The sequence below is a fragment of the Natrinema pellirubrum DSM 15624 genome (assembly GCF_000230735.2).
GTDB lineage: Archaea > Halobacteriota > Halobacteria > Halobacteriales > Natrialbaceae > Natrinema > Natrinema pellirubrum.
In genome coordinates, this window is the sequence record NC_019962.1 from 1,060,881 (window position 1) to 1,078,770 (window position 17,890).

Below are 17,890 nucleotides of genomic sequence, written 5' to 3' on the forward strand. Positions count from 1 at the left end.
TCGAGGCTGAGAACCACGTCTCGGTTCGAAACAGTCGGTGGTTCGTCGCGCCGTGTTATCCCAGCGTCTTGATCTCGACTTGCTGTGGTCCCTCGTGGGTCTCGAGGGTGACCGTCTCGACGATTTCCTCGCGAGCGCGGTCTCGCCACGTCTCGACCGATTCGGCGTGACGCTTGCGGAGCCGTTCGGCTTCATCGGAATCGGGATCGGCGTCCGCGTCGGCCAGTGCCGCCTCAAGGTCGGGGTAGTCGGCGACGACGTCGTCGCCGATGACGGCGGCCGGTGAGAGATGTACCGCGCCGGTCAGTTCGGTGTCATCGCGGCGGTAGACGTGGATCCGGGCCCGCATCCGGCCGTGAAACGGCGGCGTGACTCGGAGAACGGCGTCACCGGGGTTCTCCCGGCCGTAGACGTAGGCATCGACGGCGTCTTCCGGCGACAGCGCGATCGACCGGATGGCCCTCGGGTCGTCCTCGCCCGGTTGGTCGTCGGTCCCTGACGGATCGTCCATCGGCCGACGGTTGGGCTCGAGACGGGTTAACTGTCGGGTTCGAACCGCCGCGGTGTGGCGAACCGACGTCGCGGGTTCGCGCTCGGAACCCGACCGAAGATTGTTGTAATTAGAGTTACATTCGCCTGCATGGACTGGGCCCTCCGAATCCGGAAGGACGTTCCGCCCTGGCTGTTCAAACTCGTCTTGATCGTCGCGATCGTGCTGATCGCGGGCCTGCAGTACGTCGGCGTTCTGTAGCCGTCGCCGACCCGTCGATGACCGTCGCTCGAGGGGTCACTCGAGCGGGGGCCGAAAGACCGCGGCACGGCCGTCGGTGGAGACGCCGTAGGTGGCGTCGGTGACCGAGTCCGGGGCGTCCGCGTCGCGGTCGGCGTAGTGGGCCCGAAGCGATGCCCGAACGGCGTCTCGAACGCAGGCACGGGTCGCGGCACCGACCTCGGTCCCGCTGCCGGAGAACTCGGCCGGCCGGCCCTCGGGATCGTGGCCGACGACGATCGCGTCGGTCGTGGTCCCCGGAAACCCGGTTTCGGCCAGCAACGTCGCGGCCTTGGCCTCCGCGGCGACGGCGATCAGGTTCTCGAGCGCGCCCGGCGCGAGCGCCCGCGTCGTGCCGACGACGACGTTGACCGTCCCCGGACCCTGCCCGCGGGCCGACTCGTCGGGTGCGATGGGGTCTGCATCGCCCCCGTCGGTTCGGTCCGCCGCCTCGCGTGACTGCTCGATCGGTAACGCGGCCGGGTTCGAGATCCCAGCGGTCGCGTAGACCGTGACCGGCCCGCGGCACGCGCCGCGCGCGTCGGCGATATCGACGCCGGTCAGCAGGGCCGGCCCGCGGGGCGTTTCTCCCGAGGGGGCGAACCCCGCTCGCTCGAGGCGTTCCCCGACGTAGGCGGCCAGATCCGTCCGTTCCCAGCCCTCGGGTACCGAGATGTTGTAGGCGTGATCGGCCGTTTGACGCCCGCCGTTCGGCCCGGTCGAGAGCCACTCGGTGGCCGGCCGCTCCACGCGGAGGACGCCGTCGCGTCGGATCGCGCCGTAGGCCGGGTCGGGGTCGGACATTGTCAGTCGTCGCCGCCCTCGTCGGCGTCGCGAACGCCCAGGGCGGAGAGCAGTTGGTCGTTCGCCGCGCGGTCCTTGACGGCGACGCGGACGTGTGAATCCAGCCCACGGAACGTCGTCGCGTCCCGGACGGCGACACCGGCGGCCCGCGCGTCGGCGATCACCGTCGCCACGTCGCGGTCGCCGACGTCACACAGCAGGTACGGGGCCTCTGAGGGGTGGACGTCGAACCGTTCCCCGAGGGCCTCGCGAAGCCGGTCACGCTCGTCCGCGACCCGCTCGCGCGTGTCTCGGACGAAGCCGTCCTGTCGAAGGCAATGCGTCCCGACGCGAGCCGCCGGCGTGCCGAGCGACCACGATCGGCGAGCGGTCTCGAGCGCGTCGCGTCGGTCCCCGCTCGCCACGGCGAAGCCGGCCCGTAGACCCGGCAGGCCGAAGAGCTTGGTGAGCGAGCGGGCGACGACGACGTTCTCGCGGTCGAGCCGACCCATCGACGGCCGGTCGGTGAAGCCGAGGAAGGCCTCGTCGACAAGCAGGGTCGTGTCAGTCTCGGCACAGCGGGCTGCGAACGACTCGAGCGCGGCCGGGTCGACGGCGTCGCCGGTCGGGTTGTTCGGCGTACAGACGACCGCCAGCGCACACGGCTCGAGGGTGGTCGGTCCGAGGTCGAGCAGGTCGTCGTAGCGGACGAACCGCGGGGCCGCGCCCTGTAGCCGGACCTCCCGGGCGTACTCGCCGAAGCTCGGGTACGGCACCAGCGCCTCGTCGCCCGGCTCGAGGACGGTTTCCATGGCCAGCCGGATCGCGGCGAGCCCGCCCGGGGTCGGGAACACCCGCTCGGGCTCGCAGCCGACGAACTCGCCTGCAGCGGCCCGAAAGTCGGGATAGTCGTCGTCGGGATAGCGTCTGGAGTCCTCGAGCGCGGCCGTGTAGACGTCCGCGACCCCATCGGGAGTCCGCGGGTTGGTGTTGGCCGAGAAGTCGAGCAGGTCCCGGTCGGTCTCACCGCCGTGGGGGACCCGTTCCCCGCGTCGGATCGCGTCAGAGTCCACGGGGCTCCTCCGTTGTCGGACTCTCTTCACCCGACCCGTCGATGCCGAGCCGGGTACAGACCGCCTCGAGCCGGTCCCTGACCGCAGCCATCTCATCGTCGGGGACCAGCGAGAGCGCGCCACCCATGGCGACGCCCTCCTTGGCCTCGCCGGCGCAGTAGCGTTCCATCGCGACGTGGTCGCGTCCGTCGAAGCCGGGGTCCGTGATGGTGAGGTCGGTGTCAACCCGATCGCAGGCCGCCTCGAGTCGGTCACCCTGCTCGTCGGCCACGAACGACGTGGTCGCGATCGATAGCGGGGCGTCGATCCCGGCGTGACGCAGGACGGCGGCGACGGCGATCATCTGCGTGCCGCCGGCCAGCGTCACCTCGGTGCCGGCCTCGAGCGCGCCGGCGGCGATCCCGGCCACCGTCGGCTGGACGGGGTCCCCGACTGCTTCGATCGCCTCGAGCGGGCGGCCCTCGCAGTCGCCGGGCTCGAAGTCGCTCGCGGCCAGCGCCTCGTCGACGACGCGGCGTTTGCGCTCGATGGGGTTCTCCGGCAGCGACGAGGAGACGGCGGTCGGCTCGCCGAGCGCGGTGAGGACGCCGAGCGCGGTCGTCGTCCCGCCGGGGACCGTCTCGCCGATCAGCAGTTCGTCGTCGGGGAGGCTCGCGCCGTAGTCGTAGGCGTGGTCGAAGACCGCGTCCGCCGCCGGCACGGCGACGGCCTCACGTACGTCGGTTCCGGGTTCGACGCCCAGATCGACCGTCGGCGCGGCCGTCGACTGGGTGAGCCCCGCGTCGACGACCGCGACGTCGAAGTCGACGACCTCGCGAACGGCGCGGGTCACGGCCGCGGGCGTCGGACAGCCGTTCGGGCTCACCGGCGTCACCGGCGACATGACGGGTTCCCCATACGCGAGGATCTCGACGTCCGCAGAGGGGGTGTGTTCCATCAGCTCCGGGGCGGCCCCGGCGGCGCTGATGCCGTCGATCAGGGCCGTCTCGGTCGTTCCGGCGGGGAGGACGACGCGCATCGTCAGCGCCCCTCCCCGTCTCGGGTCCGCAGCCGGCCGGCCGCGAGCCGTGCGTCTTCGCGTCGGTTCACGTTCACCGCGAGTCGTGGATCGTAGTGGATGTCGGTCATGGATGGTGAATCGTCGGTCGCGCCGACCACGTTGACCCCGGTCGGCGCGAGGTGGTCGTCGGGTTCGAGCCGCGAGTCGATGCTGACGCCCAGCCGGCGCTTGAGCGCCGCGGGGACGCAGACGGTCCGCGAACCGGGGTCGTCGCCGTGGGCCGCGAGGACCCGATCGAGGACCGGGGGCTCGAGCAGCGGCAGATCGGCGGCGACGGTCAGGATCGGGGGAACGAGTTCGGGTCGCTCGAAGATGGCCATCAGGTCGGCCACGTAGCCGTCGCCGGCCGTCTCGATCGTCCGGATACCATCGCGGTTCTCGAGATGCGCCCGCGTTTCGGGTGCGTTCGGCGAAACGGCGGCGTAGACGGTCCCGATCCGGCTCCCGCTAAGCGCGGACAGGACACGGTCGATCATGGGGGTCCCGGCGATCGGGTGCAGGGGCTTTTCGTGGGGACTCTCGAGGCGGGTCCCCTTCCCGCCGCACATCACGACAGCGTCCACGCGATCACCCCCAGGTGGACGCCGGCGACGCGGCCGATCTCGTTGGCCGCGCCGAAGATGTCGCCGTTGATCCCGCCGAGGTAGCGGTCGGCCCAGTACCACGGGAGCGCGAGGCCGGCGACGGCACCGGCCAGCGCGACCCCGACGGGGAGTGGCCGGGCGAGCGCAGTACCGACGCCGGCGACCGCGGCGACGGCGATCGCGAGAGGCGGCAGGAACGAACCCGGCGCGGCCGCGTCGGTGAATTCCTTGCCCATCCCGTCGTAGGCCGCGCGACCGAAACAGGCCATCGCGGCCATTCCGAGTTTCGTGCCGACCTCGGCACCGATCGCGACGCCGACCGCCGCGCGGACCGACAGCCCGGCCAGCCCGAAGCCACCGAGCGAAAGCGCGACGATTGCGATCGCGACCGCGAGCAGCGCGCCGACGCCGGTCGTGGTGTCTTTCAGGACCTCGCGGCGGCGCTCGGCGTCGCCGTGGACGACCAGCGCGTCGCCCAGGTCGGCGATCCCGTCGAGGTGGTGGATCCCCGTCACGGCGTAGACCGAGAGCAGGTAGCCCAGCGCGACGGTCGGTGCCGCGAGGGTCCCGACGGCCAGCAGCGGCAGCGCCGCGAGCGTGCCGGCCACGAAGCCGACGACCGGGAACGCCGCCGGCGTCGTCCGGAAGGCCGTCCAGTCGCCGTCGCGGTAGCCGACCGGCAACCGGGTCAGAAAGCCCAGCCCGCCGCGGAGGGCACCGATCCAGCGGTCGATCAGGCCCATCCGATCACCTCCGGTGGGGCGGGGTCGACGATCGTCGGTACTGCGCTCACCGGCTCGAGTCCGGGAACGAACGGCGTCGCGACGGTCGCGATGATAGCCGCCAGCGCGACCGCGACGACGATCGAGACGACGGCCGCGCGGCCGACGACGGTGACGGCCCGCTGGCCATCGGCCAGTGTCGGCAGGTCGGCGTCGGGGTTGAGTGCATAGACGCCGACCTTCTCGAGGCGAACGCCGAGCGCACAGGCTAGCGTCGCCATCGGCCAGCCGGAGTTGGGCGACGGCGGAGTTTGCGCCCACGCTCGAGCGCGGCCGAGCGCGAGCGGGTCGAGCGCGGCGACGGCGATCGAGACGGCCGCGAGGCGCGCTGGAAGGAACATGACGAGATCGTCCAGTCGGGCGCTCGCGGTGCCGATCGGCTTCGAGGGATAGCCGAGCATCGAGTCGAGAGTGTTGACGCCTTTGACCCACGCGGCGGCCGCCGCGGCGGCCGGCAGCGAGACCGGCGCGAGGACGGCGAAGGGGACCAGCGTCGCGACCAGCCCGTCGGCGAGGTTCTCGGCTGCACTCTCGACGGCCGCGCTACGAAGCCCCGCCGGCGAGAGGGTGGACGTGTCCCGGCCCACCAGCCCGCGGACCCGCTCGCGGGCTCGATCAGGGTCCCCGTCGGTCGCCGCCACCACGTCCTGGGTCAGCTCGAGCAGCGAGCGCAGGCTGGTCGTCAGAAAGAGGACGAGCGCGGCGGCGACGGGACTGGCCATCGGTTGTAACGGCGTCACCGCGAGGACGAGGCCGCCGGCGACGGCGGCGGGGACCAGCGGTGTGAGGACGGCGACGGCGACGCCGACCAGCCGCTGCCCGCGGTCGCCGTCGGCCCAGTTCCGGTCCGTGGCGTCGACGAGCCGGCCGAACCAGGCCACCGGGTGGACGGCCGTCGGCGGCTCCCCGATCAGCAGGTCGAGGCTGAACGCCAGCCCGAGGACCGCAAGCGTCGTCAGCACACCGGCGTCGCCTCCATGCTAGTCGGAGCGGGGCAGCGTTCAGTCATTACTACTGTGTTCGTCGGCCGACACCGTGGCCAGCCGGTCGGGAACGTCCGCGAGCGACACCTCCTCGAGGAGCAACGCCGTGCCGCCGACGGCCTCGACCCCGCCGTCGGTGCCGGGGTCGTCGCCGACGTGGACGAGGTCGGCGGGCGCGACGCCAAGTTCATCGGCGGTCAACTCGAAGATCTCGGGGGCTGGCTTGCGCCAGCCACAGCCCACGCTCGAGACGATGGCGTCGAAGTCGTCGCGGTCGAACGCCGAGCGGACGAGCGTGCGACCGACGAGTTCCGGGACGCTGCAGTTCGAGCAGATCGCGACGGGGCCCCGATCGCGGGCGGCCGCGACCGCCTCGAGCGCGCCCGGCCTGGTCTCGACGTCCGGATCGAACGCCGCGACGACGGCCCGTCTGGCCGCGTTCCCCTCGTAGTCGACGCCGCGGCTCGCGAGCGCCCGCGAGACGTGGGCCGGTAACGGGATCTCCGCACCCTCGGGTGCATCGATGTGTGGTTCCGCGTAGGCGTCGGCCCAGTCGTCGGGCACTCGAACGTCCCGCTTCTCGAGTTCGGCCGCGACCGCGGCGGCCGGGTCGGTCGGTCTGTCGGCGTCTACCAAGGTCCCGAAGAGGTCGAACGATACTCCCACAGTGGTGTGACTAGCACAATCTGACTTTAATTTCGCGGTCCGTCGGTGGCGGGTCACGACCGTTTGGATGGTTTTGTGCATACCCCTTTGAAACCGTCGTGGCCAGTCGGACGTACGATGTCCCAACGACATGTGCCGATCCGATCCCGGCTCACGACGGCCGTGGGCCGGACCGTTCGAGCCTGTACCGACGCGTTCAGTGCGACCGGGACCAGCGAGGGGCGATCGACCGCTCGCGATCGGCTCGAGTCGGGTCGGTCCCGGACTGGTGGCGTGACCGACGGCCGGACGAGCGTCGACCGAGCGGCCGTTGCCGAAGGTGGGTCGGACGACGAGTCGTCGATCGCGACCGGGATCGTCGACCCCGACGACGGGCCGACCAGCAGGAGCGACCTCGTCGAGTACGGTCTCACGCCCGCCGAATACGTCAGGGCGGTGCTCGTCGAACACGGCGGTCGGATCAAACAGCACCGATTCGCCGACCGGTACGGCTGGTCGGCGGCGTCGCTCAGCCGCCTCCTGACCGAACTCGAGGACGAGGGCGTGATCGCCCGCTACCGGGTCGGCCGCGAAAAGGTCGTCTGTCTGCCGGAGGCGGTCCCCGAGTCGGCCCGCTGACTATCGTCACGCTGGGTCGTGTCGTCGAAACCGCGAGTGCGGCGAAAAAGGGACTCAGTCGAGCCGAGCGAACGCGAGGTTCCCGGAGATGTTCTTGATGTAGATATCGACCACGTCGCCCTCCTCGGCACCGGGGACGAAGATGGTGTACTCGCCTTTCTCCGCGACGCCGTCGCCCTTGCGGCCAGTACCGGTGATCTCGACGGTGTAGGTCTTGCCCTCCTCGACTGCCTCCTGCTGTTGTTGCTGCTGGCTGGCCGTCGAGCGCTTGGTCACCGGGCGGAAGGCACCACAGGCGTCACAGCGCAGCATCGGCGTGCGGTCCTCGCGGACGAGGCGGGTGTCCGGCAGGCCACACTCCGAACAGAGGACGTACTCGTCGACGTAGGCGTCGATGGCCGCATCGAAGTCCTGCTGGGAGAAGGTGCCGTTGTACCGGCCTCGGCCGTCGTCGAGCTTGCCGCTGGTACCGAGTTCGCGCTGGATGAACCGGTGGACGTGTTCGGTGTCCCGCGAGAGGACGTCCGCGATCTCGTCGAGGTTCGTGACGCGGGTGAACGCACCGTCTTTCTGTGGCTCGGGATCGGGGATCTGCAGTCGCTGTTCGTCGCCCCCGATATCGGGGACGTCCTCCATCGCGCGGTCGAGGCTCGATTCGTAATCCATACGCGAAAACAGGCGACGCGAACGTAAATCCGTTCTGCTATCGCAGCCACTGACCGTCAGTGGACGCCCTGATCGCACGACCGCATCGCGGTCGGAGTGTCCATCGGTCAGCGGCTACTCTCTCTCTCACGACCGACCGACGGCGCGGCAGTCCGTCGATCGGCCCGCGACGGGGCACAATCTCGCCGTCGGGTCAGTGGTCGTCCCCGCCGCTCTCGCTCAGCGAGTCCCCCTTCCCCTCGTTGAGTTCTCGGAGGTCGCGTTCGGGGTTGGCTTCGTTCGGGCCGCCGGCCTCGCCGGTGATCTCGCCGTAGGCCGCCTCCCGGACCGCTTCGGGGGAGTCGAACTGCTCGCCCGCCAGCCGGTCGAAGACGCTCCCCAGCGACTCCGTCTCGTTTGGCATGTCGATGGGGTCGTCGGCGTACTCCGTCGCCAACTCCTCGCTGGTAACCGGATACTCCAACTCTCCGAGATCGCGTTCGACGGCCTCGAGGATCGATTCCGTGTTGTCGGCCCGCTCGGCTTTTCGTCGTTCCGCGCTGTCCTGTGCCCGGTCGCGGCTGGGTCCGTCGCTCATGGCTCGAGCTATCGCTACCCAACCCAAAAGCGGCGGGCCGGCGATCGCGTGGCCCGCGGACGACCGGGTCGCAAAAGCGGCCGTCCGTTGTATTCGTCCGGCCCGTTGGACGGACGGTTCGCGCGAACCGACCGATCGGTTTCAGTTCGACTCGGCGTCCGAACGCATCGGGACTCAGGCGACCGTCTCGAGCGCGGCTCGGAGTTCGTCGACGGCGTACTGCAACTGGTCGCGCGAGATGGTCAGCGGCGGCTGGAAGCGCATGACGTTCTTGTAGTAGCCGCCGACCCCCATCACGACGTTCGATTCGTCGCGGAGGTAGTCGCTGACGGCGGCCGCGAGGTCGCTGTCCGGGGCCGGCGACACGTTCTGTGGCCCCGTCGTTTCCGGATCGACGAGTTCGACGCCCCACATCAGCCCGAGCCCGCGGGTCTGCCCGACGACATCGTACTCGGCCTCGAGCGCGCCGAGTTCGTCGGCGAGCCACTGGCCCTGCTCGCGGGCGTCGTCGACGATCCCGTCCTGTAGTTCGTCGATCGTCGCCAGCGCGGCCGCACAGGCGACCGGATTCCCGCCGAACGTCGAGAGGTGGTCGCCGGACTCGAAGGCGTCCGCGATCTCCGCGGTGGCGGTAAAGGCCCCGAGCGGCAGCCCGTTCGCGATCCCCTTGGCCTGGGTCAGGATATCGGGTTCGACGTCGAAGTGGCTGCTCGCGAACAGTTCGCCGGTCCGACCGTAGCCGGTCTGGACCTCGTCGGCGATCAGCAACGCACCGTGGTCGTGGGCGATCTCCTGGACTCGCTCGAGCCATCCCTCCGGCGGAACGACGATCCCGGCTTCGCCCATGACCGGCTCGACGACGATCGCCGCGAGGTCGCCGCTCGTATGCGAGCCGATCACGCGCTCGAGTTCGTCGGCACACCCCGAGTTACATTCCCCGCCCTCACAGCGTGGACACCGGTAGCCGTAGGGCGGCGCGGTGTGGGCGACGTCGTTGAGCGTCGGGGCCATCCCCTGCTTGTAGGACTTGTTGCCCGTCAGTGCCAGACTGCCAAGCGTCCGGCCGTGAAAGCCCATCTCGAGGGAAATGACCTCCTTCGATCCGGTGTACTTCCGCGCGAGCTTGACCGCGCCCTCGACGGCCTCCGTCCCGGAGTTACAGAAGAACGTCTTCTCGAGATCTCCTGGCGTTACGTCGGCGATCCGCTCTGCGAGATCGGCGACCGGCTCGTTGGGATGGACGTACGAACAGCCGTGGACGAACTCCTCGAGTTGGTCTTTGGCGGCGTCGACGACGGCCTCGTTCCCGTGGCCGACGTTCGTCACCGCGATCCCCGCGAAGACGTCCAGATACTCGTTGCCCTCGACGTCCTCGAGCGTACAGCCCGAGGCCCGTTTGACAGGGATGTCGAGCGATTTCCAGATCGGCATCATGTGGTCTTCATAGGCCGAAACGACGGCCGCGTTCGATTCGCGACCGGCGACTCTCCTGGGCTCTTGTTCGGACATACCACCTACTTCTAGACTGGGTCCTAATAAACTATAGTATCTAGGACTAAATACACAGGCCTGGCTCCACCCCCGCGACGCCATCGGAGCGATCGGAATCCGTGCCGGGCCGAGCCGTCGAACGCCATCCGATTTTTGTCCGGTGACGGACCCGATATTCGAATGTTGTTTATCGGAGTGGACGAATATCCGTGACATGGACGAGCGAAACGTTCGCATTCTACAGGCCGTCGCAGAACTCGGAACGGGAAGCCCCGACGAGATCTCGGAGTACACCGACATCCCGAAATCGACCGTCCACTACCGGCTCACGAAACTCAAGGAAGACGGCGTCGTGACCAACGACCTGTTGGACGTCAACCTCGAGGCGTTGGGACTGGAGATCACGGTCGTCACGGAAGTCATCGCGGAGTACGACGAACAGTATCACGAGGACGTCGGGGAGCAACTCGCCGCCATCGAAGGGGCCAATCAGGTGTATTTCACGATGGGGGACACCGATTTCATCGTCATCGCACATCTGGCGGACCGGGAGATGGTCAACCGTCTCATCAGCGATTACGAGGCGATCGACGAGGTCGTTCGCACGAGTTCGCAGTTCGTGGTCGAAACGGTCAAGGACGAACCGCATCCGCTGAACGACTTCGAACTCGAGACGTTAGTCGAGTCGACCGCGGACGAGGACTGACTCCCGACGGACTGTCACAGCGCTCACTCGAGTTCGTTTGCCTCCAGATCGGCCAGTTCGATCTCCGAATCCGTCGAGGTGATTCCATACAGCACCACGCCGAGCAGCGTCCAGCAGAGGACGATCGCCCACTCGTAGGGCCAGACGAGCGCGGACGGTCCGCCCGGGAGATAGAGGCCGATGAAGCCGAGCGTCAGGACCAGTCCCGCGGCTCCGAACGCGTATCCGGACGGGAGCTTCAACGGGCGGCTCAGGCCGGGTTCTCGGTACCGGAGGACGAGGAACGAGACGACGACGAGGAACCAGGCAACGACGAGGCCGAGCCCGCTCGCGTTGACGATCCAGACCAGCATCTGTTCGCCGAACAGCGGCGCGAAGATCGAGAGTCCGCCGATGAGGACGATCGCCGTCGAGGGCGTGTTGTACTCGGGGTGGAGCGCGTTGATCCGTCGCGGGATCATCCCCGAATCGGCGAGCGCGAAGACGGCGCGACTGGCCCCCAGCAGGAAGGAGTTCCAGCTCGTGAGGATACCTGCGATGCCAGCAAGCGCCATGATACGGCCGATCAACTGACTGCTGAAGATCGTTTCCATGGCCGCGGCAGCCGGCAGCGGGCTCTCGACGAGTTCGACGCCGGGCATGGCCTGCCCGGACGCCCAGATCACGCCGACATAGAACAGCGCGGCCAGCGAGACCGCCGCCGGAATGAGAAGCCCGATGACACGGGGCGGGACGTCCGCTTCCTCGGCGGATTGGGGAATGACGTCGAAGCCGACGAACATGAACGGCGTCATGATCGCGACCGTGGCGACGCCTGCCGTCCCCACGTCCGATAGCGGCGGGTTCGCCTGGGTCTGTCCGTTGAACAGGGCACCGATGACGAGCATGACGCCCGCGAGGCCGATCACGAGCGTCAGCAGCGTCTGGAACTGTGCCGCGGGTTTCACGCCGCGGTAGTTGAGCCCCGTCATGACGATCGCCCCGATCCCACCGACGAGGATCCACGATGCATACACCGGCTCGCCGGCCACCGTCCAGAGTTCGAGGACGTTGAACCCGGGCACGATAAACGCCATTGCCGACGGCAGCGCCACGACCTCGAAGACGACGACGCCGACGTAGCCGAGGACGAGCGACCACGTACATACGAACGACCAGAGCGGGCCGAGCGCCCGGAAACTGTACACGTGTTCGCCGCCGACGAACGGCATCGCGGACGTGAGTTCTCCGTAGATCAGTCCGACGACACACACCATGATCGCGCCCACGACGAAGCCGAGTACCGACCCGGCCACACCCGCTTCGTCGATCCAGAACCCGGTCTGGATGATCCATCCCCAGCCGATCATCGCGCCGAACGCGAGTACGAAGAGATCTTTCTTCGTCAGGATCCGCTCGAAGTCACTGTCGTTTCCTGCCATACCACGCAGTGCCAAATGATGGGTGTTAAGTCTAACCATTGAAAAACGATCAAAATAATATCCTATATAATCACCAACTATTGGATTCTCTATGACTCCTATCGATCGTACCGGCAATCGAAGGCGACGGACCGGCCGTCGTCTCGCCAGCGGAGTCGTGGTCGGCCGGATCGGGCGTCGAAGGGACAGCAGTAGGTGCCGGTTTCGACGGCCACCGAGCATTCAAAGGACTGCCTACACCTCGTAACGACCTGCTACCGCTCGAGTACGCGGCTCATATATAGGATAGCCGATCCGGTACGGCAGGTCGATGACATATAGAAGTAAACGACAGTCGTCGACGCTGATCGATCGTCCGCTCGACGCCCGGAGAATCGAGCCGGAGAGGGGCGCATAACCATGGCCGACGCACGCGGTACGGACGGCCCGAAGCGGTGGCAAACGCTCCTCGCGCTCGGGCTCGGACTGGCCGTGATCGGCAGCCTCGTCGCGGCGGGTTCCGGGGCGGTCGCCGCACAGGCCGATCCGGACGACAACGGGACCGTTTCGGAGGCGGCATACGTCGACCCTGCACCCGAGAAGGGCGACCCCTACTTCGAGGCGGCGGCCGACGACGGCAGCTGGGTCAGTTACGAGAACCCGCGCGACGAGTACCGGAGCCCCTATCTCGGGGACGGCTCCGGAAAGGTCTGCGTCTCGCTGGTCAACGAAAACGGCGACCCAGTCATCGGCGAGTCGGTGCCGAACACGTCCGTGACCGTCCCGACCGGCGGTGCGACGACGTGGCACTCCGACGCCGATCCGATGACCGTCCAGTTCCCCATGGACGACCACTACGAGTTCCCGCTCGACGGCGATCAGTTCGGAACCAGTCCGGACGTCGCACAGGGCGACGGCTATATGGACTCCCACTGCCTCGAGTTCCACGGGAACCCCGAAGACGCGACCCTCACCTACGGCGAAGCCGAGATCAGCGGCGAATACGCCGACCGAATCGACGTCGCCGGCTATATCCAACAGGAACCGGCGGGCGACGGCTGGGACACCGATATCGACCCGGTCGCCGCCGCGGAGTCCTACGAAGAGGCGGGCGGTGGCTGGACATACAACGCGGCCGAGAACTCGACCCACGGCCAGGTGGTCGTCGTCCTGCAACTCGACGCCCCCGCCGACGAGCGGTTCGACCCCGACGACTCGAGCGATCCACCGAACGGGTCCGACCCGGCATCGGACGGCGAAACCGGTGACGACGGGGATGCCGAGAGCAATGACAGGATGCCCGGCTTCGGCGTCGTCAGTGCGCTCGTCGCGCTGTCCGTTGCCGTCCTCGCTCGCCGTCGCGGTTAAGGCGGGCGATTACCGGGATGCGTCGCTTTCGAACTCGAGGAGACGAAAGACAGGGAACGGCTACCGGATGTAGCCGGGAACCATGGAGCTCTGTTGTGTGACGACGGGGTGACGATCGAATGGGTGGCCCCACCGACAGACTGTCGTACCCCCGTCTACCCGACGATTGGTTCGAACCACAATAATTCTGCTGGCCAACGCGTCGGGAACGGCGCGAAAACCGCCGGTAGAATCCGCCAAACGGCCAATATGTCATGCCATGACATACCGGTCAGCAACTCGATCGCGACGGCCGTTGCTTCGGGCTGGCGGACTCGCGATGCAGTCGGCTCGAGCGACGCTTCGTCGTCGGCCGCCGGAACCAATTAGGTTTTGACGGTCGACGCGAGACACCCGAGAAATGACGACCGCGAACGATTCGGACGAGACCCCCCGCGTTCCCATCGTCTGCCCCGACTGCGAGACCACCTCTCGCGTCCCGCTCTCGGACGTGGCCGACGCGATCGAACGACACAACGACCAGCTTCACGACGGCGAGGCCGTCGCCGAAGTCGATCCCGACATCGCCGATCGGATCGCGGACCTGGCCGCGGACGAACTCGGACTGCTCGAGAACACGGAGTGACGGCCGGTGTCGTCACCGGCCGAAGAATCGGCGGAGTCGGTCGCCGAGTGACCGGGCCGCTCCCTCACGTTTCCGCGCGGTAACACACCCCACCATCTCGTCGGGTACGTTGTCGAATCGAACGTCGAGCCGTTTCGAGTCCATCCCCCTCGAGTACGGCGACCGGTGACACAGTCGTTCCACCTGCAAGCCCGCCCCGGCGCGCCGGCCGCCGGCGACGCCCCGTCCCGATAGTCACACCGACGCGACCGATCACAAAACGACCCTCGTTTCCGGCTCGAGCGGTTATATTTCGCCTTTGCTTACCGTTAGTTCAGTGGGAAGGCTTATGCTTCCATCCTCGACTGCGTTCACTACATGCCACGCCAGAACGCGACGGGCGACGAAGCGGGAGGTCCCACCGAAACGGACGACGGAACGCGGCTACCGGTCGAAACCGAACCGACCGCGACGATCGCGGCGACGCGAACGCCGTCGGACGCCGGCGCAGTCGGTCATCCGAACACGCTGACGATCATCGGGCAGGGGACCCCCTCGAGTTTCGAGATCACCGTCGACGGCGGGCTCGAACTGGCCGCCGAAACCGGAACGGCGAACGTGACCGTCCGCTCCGGCACGAGCGTCGAAGGGACCGTCGAGTCCGAGACGGTGACGGTTCGGTTCTCCGGCGACCTGACCGACGTCACGTTCGTCGATCGCGGGATCACGGGTCGGGAACCGGCGACGACCCCGAACGTCCACGTCGATTACGGCGTGCCCGACGAGCGCCGGTCGTAGCCCGCGGCCCATCGATCCCGTCCGAGCCGGTGGGACGGCCCGAATCGGTCGATCGATACGCAAACATACTCCCGGACTGGAACCGTCACGTACGCACATGGACGACGCAACTCCCGATGCCGACGCCGACCCATCGGTCGAGACCGAGAGTGACGCGTCCGATGCGGCCGACGAGGTGGCCGAGCCGGACGAGGCGGAAACCGACGCCGAGTGGATGGACCCCGCCGACGAACGGATCCTCGAGTACATGCAGAACGAAGACGTGTTCGAACCGAACCAGTTCGACGAGGCGAAGATCTGTCCGGCGAACTTCGCCGCCTACCGGTGCCGGGAACTGGCCAAATACGGCCTCCTGAAGCGGCACATGCCCGGCGTCTACGAGGTTACCGACGCCGGTGAACGCTACCTCGCGGGCGAACTCGACCCCAGCGAGTTAGCGCCCGAGGAGTAGCCGCTACGAGATCGACGCGGGCGGGCGGCGCTCGTCGCGGTCCTCGTCCGCGAGGTCGGAGCGGTAGTCGGCGCTGCCCTCGTCCAGCAGCGAATCGATCACGTCCCGCGCGGCGGGGCCGTACAGGGGCCGGTTGTCGTTCCCACAGCGGTCGCTCATGAGACAGGCGGGACAGCCCTCGTCGCGACCGCAGTCGCAGTCGACCCAGAGATCGCGGGCCCGCCGTGCGACCGCCTCGTACTCCTCGTAGATGCGCCGGGAAAAGCCCAGCCCGCCCTCGATCCCGTCGTAGATGAACCAGCCGCTCGCGTCGGTTCCGTCGGGGAGCCGGTTGGTCGCGAGCCCCCCGAGGTCCGCCGCGTCGACGGTCAACTCGAGCGGGGCCACGGCGATCATCGCGTGTTCGACGGCGTGGATCCCCCCGAGATAGCCGTGGAGCCGCGGGGGCAACTCCTCGCACTCGTCGTTGTGATAGTCGCTGTGGGCGGCCGTCACCGCCCGTTCCACGTCTGCGGGGACTTCGGCCCAGCACAGTTGGGTACGCATCTCCAGGGGTGGAACGCCGGTCTCGAGGCCGACCGTACGGACGTCGCCCGACTCGAGGTCGCGTTTCAGGAACGTCTCGTGGTGGACCGTGACCGTCCCGTACCCCCAGTTGAGCCGGAAGTCCCCAATGTCGCGGGATTCCCGGATCTCCGTGTCGTAGATCGTTGTCCGACGCTGGGATTGGGTGTAGTAGTCGAGGTCGGCTGCTTCGAGTTCCACGTACGGCTGGGGGCGGTCCTCGCGGAGTTCGACCACCTCGTACTGGTCGCCCCGATACAGCACCGTCGCGCCCTCGTGATAGTCCCGATACGCGCGTGCGCGGCCGATCGGCTGATGGTCGATCGAGCCCTCGCCGGCCAGTCGGACCTCGAAGGAATCCCCGCCCGAGGCGTAGAGGCTGATCTCGTCCTGTGGTCGGTCGCGGTGGGCGTAGGTGATCCCGCCCGCGAGCGAGCCCTCGAACTCCCCCGTCCGGCGGCCGTACTCGACAGCTTGCTCGAGCCGATCGCGCCCGCCGAAGCGGGCCGCGTCCTCGCGGCGCAGGGGCAGTTCCTGAGCCGCACAGCGCAGGTGCTGCAGGTAGACGGGGTTGTTCTCGAGGTCGACGACGGCGCTCTCGGGTTCCTCCTCGAGCAGGTATTCGGGGTGGTTGAGGACGTACTGATCGAGCGTCGAGTGACTCGGGACGAACACCGACAGGGCCTCGCGCTCGCCCCGTCCCGACCGGCCGATCCGCTGCCAGAACGACTGTCTCGAGCCGGGATACCCCAACAGAACGGTGCCGTCGATCCCGCCGACGTCGATGCCGACCTCGAGCGCGCTGGTCGTCGCGACGCCGTCGAGGTTACCGCTCTTGAGGCGGTTTTCGGTGCTTCGCCGCGATCGTTTGCCGTGGCCGGCGTTGTACGCCGCGAGGTCGGCGCTACCGCTGTAGGGAAGCGACGGCGTCTCGAGGAACTCCTGTGCGCGGCCAACGGCGAGTTCCGTCCCCTTCCGCGAGTCACAGAACAGCAGCGAGGGAACGCCGTGATAACAGCAGTGGGCCCACACCTCGGGGGCTTCGACGGTGGCGGGTCGTTTGCTCGGCCGCCAGTCGTCCCCGTCGCCGCCCTCGCCCGCGTCGCCATCGGTCGGCGGGTCCCAGAAGACGAGGTGGCGGCGGCCGCTCGGGGAGCCGTCCTCGTCGATCACCGTCGCCGGCTCGCCGGTCAGCGCCTCGGCGTGGTCGGCCGGGTTGCCGATCGTTGCGCTCGTCAGGACGTACTGGGGGTCGCCGCCGTACCATTCGATCACCCGCTGGGCCCGCCGAAGGATCCAGGCGGCGTGCATCCCGCTGATCCCGGTCCACGCGTGGGCCTCGTCGACGACGAGTAGGTCGCAGCCCGCGTGAAACGCAGCCCAGCGGTGGTGGCCCTCGAGGTACTGATTCAACCCTGCAAAGTTCGTGATGACGACGTTCGCCTCCTCGCGGATGCGGGACTTCTCCCGGCGTTTGGTGTCGCCGTCGTAGACGCCGACCGTGACGTCAAGTCCGAGGTCGTCGAACAGGTCGTTGAGTTCCCGCTCCTGATCGCGGCTGAGTGCCTTCGTCGGGTAAACCAGCAGCGCACGCACATCGGGATTCTCGCGGAACCGCCGTGCGATCTCCAGCGCGTAGACGTAGGTCTTCCCCGAGGACGTCGAAGTCGTGACACAGACGTTCTCGCCGCGCTCGAGCGCCGCGAGCGCGTTGGCCTGATGACTCCAAGGATCGACGGCGAGCTTTGCGGCGAGGTCGGGCGGCAGTACCTCCCTCGCGGGGACGTGATCGGCGGATTCGGCCGGCAGTATGAACCGTTCGCGGCACTGTCCGCCGTAGCGGGCGTCGGGATACGTCTCGCGGAGTTCCTCGGCGGTGAGCGCGAGGCCGTCCGAGCCGGTGTCGTCTTGGCCGTCGATCGGTCCGTCGGAGTCTTGCGGTCGCAT

At 68.1% G+C, this 17,890-nt stretch carries 19 protein-coding genes; 6 read left to right on the forward strand and 13 right to left on the reverse strand.

Features of this window, described 5'->3' with window-relative positions:
• Nucleotides 1-55: 55 nt before the first annotated feature.
• The 8 genes from NATPE_RS05275 to NATPE_RS05310 all read right to left on the reverse strand — a co-directional run bounded on the left by NATPE_RS05275 (nt 56) and on the right by NATPE_RS05310 (nt 6,700).
• Nucleotides 56-511: a hypothetical protein gene (locus NATPE_RS05275; RefSeq protein ID WP_006179799.1), complete on the reverse strand. Its 456-nt coding sequence runs from the start codon at nt 509-511 to the stop codon at nt 56-58.
• 276 nt (nt 512-787) lie between these two features.
• Nucleotides 788-1,573, reverse strand: a complete 786-nt coding sequence (locus NATPE_RS05280; RefSeq protein WP_006179798.1) for an adenosylcobinamide amidohydrolase — start codon at nt 1,571-1,573, stop codon at nt 788-790.
• 2 nt (nt 1,574-1,575) lie between these two features.
• A complete protein-coding gene (locus NATPE_RS05285; protein ID WP_015298797.1) occupies nt 1,576-2,625 on the reverse strand; it encodes a pyridoxal phosphate-dependent aminotransferase in 1,050 nt (349 codons plus the stop codon).
• Entirely contained in the window at nt 2,615-3,643 is a 1,029-nt protein-coding gene (cobT, locus tag NATPE_RS05290; protein ID WP_006179795.1) for a nicotinate mononucleotide-dependent phosphoribosyltransferase CobT, read from the reverse strand. The genes NATPE_RS05285 and cobT overlap by 11 nt, the downstream gene beginning before the upstream one ends.
• A 2-nt stretch (nt 3,644-3,645) precedes the next feature.
• Nucleotides 3,646-4,233, reverse strand: coding sequence for a GTP--adenosylcobinamide-phosphate guanylyl transferase (locus tag NATPE_RS05295; protein WP_006179794.1), 588 nt, complete (start codon nt 4,231-4,233; stop codon nt 3,646-3,648).
• Nucleotides 4,233-5,012, reverse strand: a complete 780-nt coding sequence (gene cobS, locus NATPE_RS05300; protein ID WP_006179793.1) for an adenosylcobinamide-GDP ribazoletransferase — start codon at nt 5,010-5,012, stop codon at nt 4,233-4,235. Before cobS ends, NATPE_RS05295 begins: the two co-directional genes overlap by 1 nt.
• Nucleotides 5,003-6,013 carry an adenosylcobinamide-phosphate synthase CbiB gene (gene cbiB, locus NATPE_RS05305; protein WP_006179792.1) on the reverse strand — a complete coding sequence of 337 codons (1,011 nt, stop codon included), beginning with the start codon at nt 6,011-6,013 and terminating at the stop codon, nt 5,003-5,005. The genes cobS and cbiB overlap by 10 nt, the downstream gene beginning before the upstream one ends.
• A gap of 39 nt (nt 6,014-6,052) precedes the next feature.
• Entirely contained in the window at nt 6,053-6,700 is a 648-nt protein-coding gene (locus tag NATPE_RS05310; protein WP_006179791.1) for an HAD family hydrolase, read from the reverse strand.
• Between the two features lie 117 nt (nt 6,701-6,817).
• Here NATPE_RS05310 and NATPE_RS05315 point away from each other — a divergent pair, with 117 nt between their 5' ends.
• Entirely contained in the window at nt 6,818-7,318 is a 501-nt protein-coding gene (locus tag NATPE_RS05315; protein WP_015298799.1) for a helix-turn-helix transcriptional regulator, read from the forward strand.
• A 54-nt stretch (nt 7,319-7,372) separates the two neighbouring features.
• Here the strand turns inward: NATPE_RS05315 and NATPE_RS05320 are convergent, their stop codons facing one another.
• The 3 genes from NATPE_RS05320 to NATPE_RS05330 all read right to left on the reverse strand — a co-directional run bounded on the left by NATPE_RS05320 (nt 7,373) and on the right by NATPE_RS05330 (nt 10,070).
• A complete protein-coding gene (locus NATPE_RS05320; RefSeq protein WP_006179789.1) occupies nt 7,373-7,984 on the reverse strand; it encodes a translation initiation factor IF-2 subunit beta in 612 nt (203 codons plus the stop codon).
• Between the two features lie 193 nt (nt 7,985-8,177).
• The gene (locus NATPE_RS05325; RefSeq protein WP_006179788.1) at nt 8,178-8,561 is read right to left on the reverse strand and encodes a DUF5789 family protein; all 384 of its coding nucleotides are present in this window, start codon (nt 8,559-8,561) and stop codon (nt 8,178-8,180) included.
• Between the two features lie 174 nt (nt 8,562-8,735).
• On the reverse strand, nt 8,736-10,070 hold the full coding sequence (locus tag NATPE_RS05330; RefSeq protein WP_006179787.1) for an aspartate aminotransferase family protein: 1,335 nt from the start codon (nt 10,068-10,070) through the stop codon (nt 8,736-8,738).
• A 196-nt stretch (nt 10,071-10,266) separates the two neighbouring features.
• Between NATPE_RS05330 and NATPE_RS05335 the strand changes: the two genes are divergently transcribed.
• A complete protein-coding gene (locus NATPE_RS05335) occupies nt 10,267-10,758 on the forward strand; it encodes an Lrp/AsnC family transcriptional regulator (protein ID WP_006179786.1) in 492 nt (163 codons plus the stop codon).
• Between the two features lie 23 nt (nt 10,759-10,781).
• Here NATPE_RS05335 and NATPE_RS05340 read toward each other — a convergent pair whose 3' ends face one another.
• Entirely contained in the window at nt 10,782-12,179 is a 1,398-nt protein-coding gene (locus tag NATPE_RS05340) for an APC family permease (protein WP_006179785.1), read from the reverse strand.
• 399 nt (nt 12,180-12,578) lie between these two features.
• Here NATPE_RS05340 and NATPE_RS05345 point away from each other — a divergent pair, with 399 nt between their 5' ends.
• The 4 genes from NATPE_RS05345 to NATPE_RS05360 all read left to right on the forward strand — a co-directional run bounded on the left by NATPE_RS05345 (nt 12,579) and on the right by NATPE_RS05360 (nt 15,379).
• The gene (locus tag NATPE_RS05345; protein WP_006179784.1) at nt 12,579-13,526 is read left to right on the forward strand and encodes a PGF-CTERM sorting domain-containing protein; all 948 of its coding nucleotides are present in this window, start codon (nt 12,579-12,581) and stop codon (nt 13,524-13,526) included.
• 400 nt (nt 13,527-13,926) lie between these two features.
• Nucleotides 13,927-14,151: a hypothetical protein gene (locus NATPE_RS05350; protein WP_006179783.1), complete on the forward strand. Its 225-nt coding sequence runs from the start codon at nt 13,927-13,929 to the stop codon at nt 14,149-14,151.
• Nucleotides 14,152-14,508: 357 nt separating this feature from the next.
• Nucleotides 14,509-14,928, forward strand: a complete 420-nt coding sequence (locus NATPE_RS05355; protein WP_006179782.1) for a hypothetical protein — start codon at nt 14,509-14,511, stop codon at nt 14,926-14,928.
• A gap of 97 nt (nt 14,929-15,025) precedes the next feature.
• Entirely contained in the window at nt 15,026-15,379 is a 354-nt protein-coding gene (locus NATPE_RS05360; protein ID WP_006179781.1) for a hypothetical protein, read from the forward strand.
• Nucleotides 15,380-15,382: 3 nt separating this feature from the next.
• Here NATPE_RS05360 and NATPE_RS05365 read toward each other — a convergent pair whose 3' ends face one another.
• Complete coding sequence (locus NATPE_RS05365) at nt 15,383-17,890, reverse strand: DEAD/DEAH box helicase (protein ID WP_006179780.1); 2,508 nt, start codon at nt 17,888-17,890, stop codon at nt 15,383-15,385.

Coding starts and splice junctions, on each gene's coding strand:
- NATPE_RS05275 (WP_006179799.1), bottom strand. CDS start 511: ATGGACGATCCGTCAGGGACCGACGACCAACCGGGCGAGGACGACCCG.
- NATPE_RS05280 (WP_006179798.1), bottom strand. CDS start 1,573: ATGTCCGACCCCGACCCGGCCTACGGCGCGATCCGACGCGACGGCGTC.
- cobT (WP_006179795.1), bottom strand. CDS start 3,643: ATGCGCGTCGTCCTCCCCGCCGGAACGACCGAGACGGCCCTGATCGAC.
- NATPE_RS05295 (WP_006179794.1), bottom strand. CDS start 4,233: ATGTGCGGCGGGAAGGGGACCCGCCTCGAGAGTCCCCACGAAAAGCCC.
- cobS (WP_006179793.1), bottom strand. CDS start 5,012: ATGGGCCTGATCGACCGCTGGATCGGTGCCCTCCGCGGCGGGCTGGGC.
- NATPE_RS05315 (WP_015298799.1), top strand. CDS start 6,818: ATGTCCCAACGACATGTGCCGATCCGATCCCGGCTCACGACGGCCGTG.
- NATPE_RS05320 (WP_006179789.1), bottom strand. CDS start 7,984: ATGGATTACGAATCGAGCCTCGACCGCGCGATGGAGGACGTCCCCGAT.
- NATPE_RS05325 (WP_006179788.1), bottom strand. CDS start 8,561: ATGAGCGACGGACCCAGCCGCGACCGGGCACAGGACAGCGCGGAACGA.
- NATPE_RS05330 (WP_006179787.1), bottom strand. CDS start 10,070: ATGTCCGAACAAGAGCCCAGGAGAGTCGCCGGTCGCGAATCGAACGCG.
- NATPE_RS05335 (WP_006179786.1), top strand. CDS start 10,267: ATGGACGAGCGAAACGTTCGCATTCTACAGGCCGTCGCAGAACTCGGA.
- NATPE_RS05340 (WP_006179785.1), bottom strand. CDS start 12,179: ATGGCAGGAAACGACAGTGACTTCGAGCGGATCCTGACGAAGAAAGAT.
- NATPE_RS05345 (WP_006179784.1), top strand. CDS start 12,579: ATGGCCGACGCACGCGGTACGGACGGCCCGAAGCGGTGGCAAACGCTC.
- NATPE_RS05350 (WP_006179783.1), top strand. CDS start 13,927: ATGACGACCGCGAACGATTCGGACGAGACCCCCCGCGTTCCCATCGTC.
- NATPE_RS05355 (WP_006179782.1), top strand. CDS start 14,509: ATGCCACGCCAGAACGCGACGGGCGACGAAGCGGGAGGTCCCACCGAA.
- NATPE_RS05360 (WP_006179781.1), top strand. CDS start 15,026: ATGGACGACGCAACTCCCGATGCCGACGCCGACCCATCGGTCGAGACC.
- NATPE_RS05365 (WP_006179780.1), bottom strand. CDS start 17,890: ATGCGACCGCAAGACTCCGACGGACCGATCGACGGCCAAGACGACACC.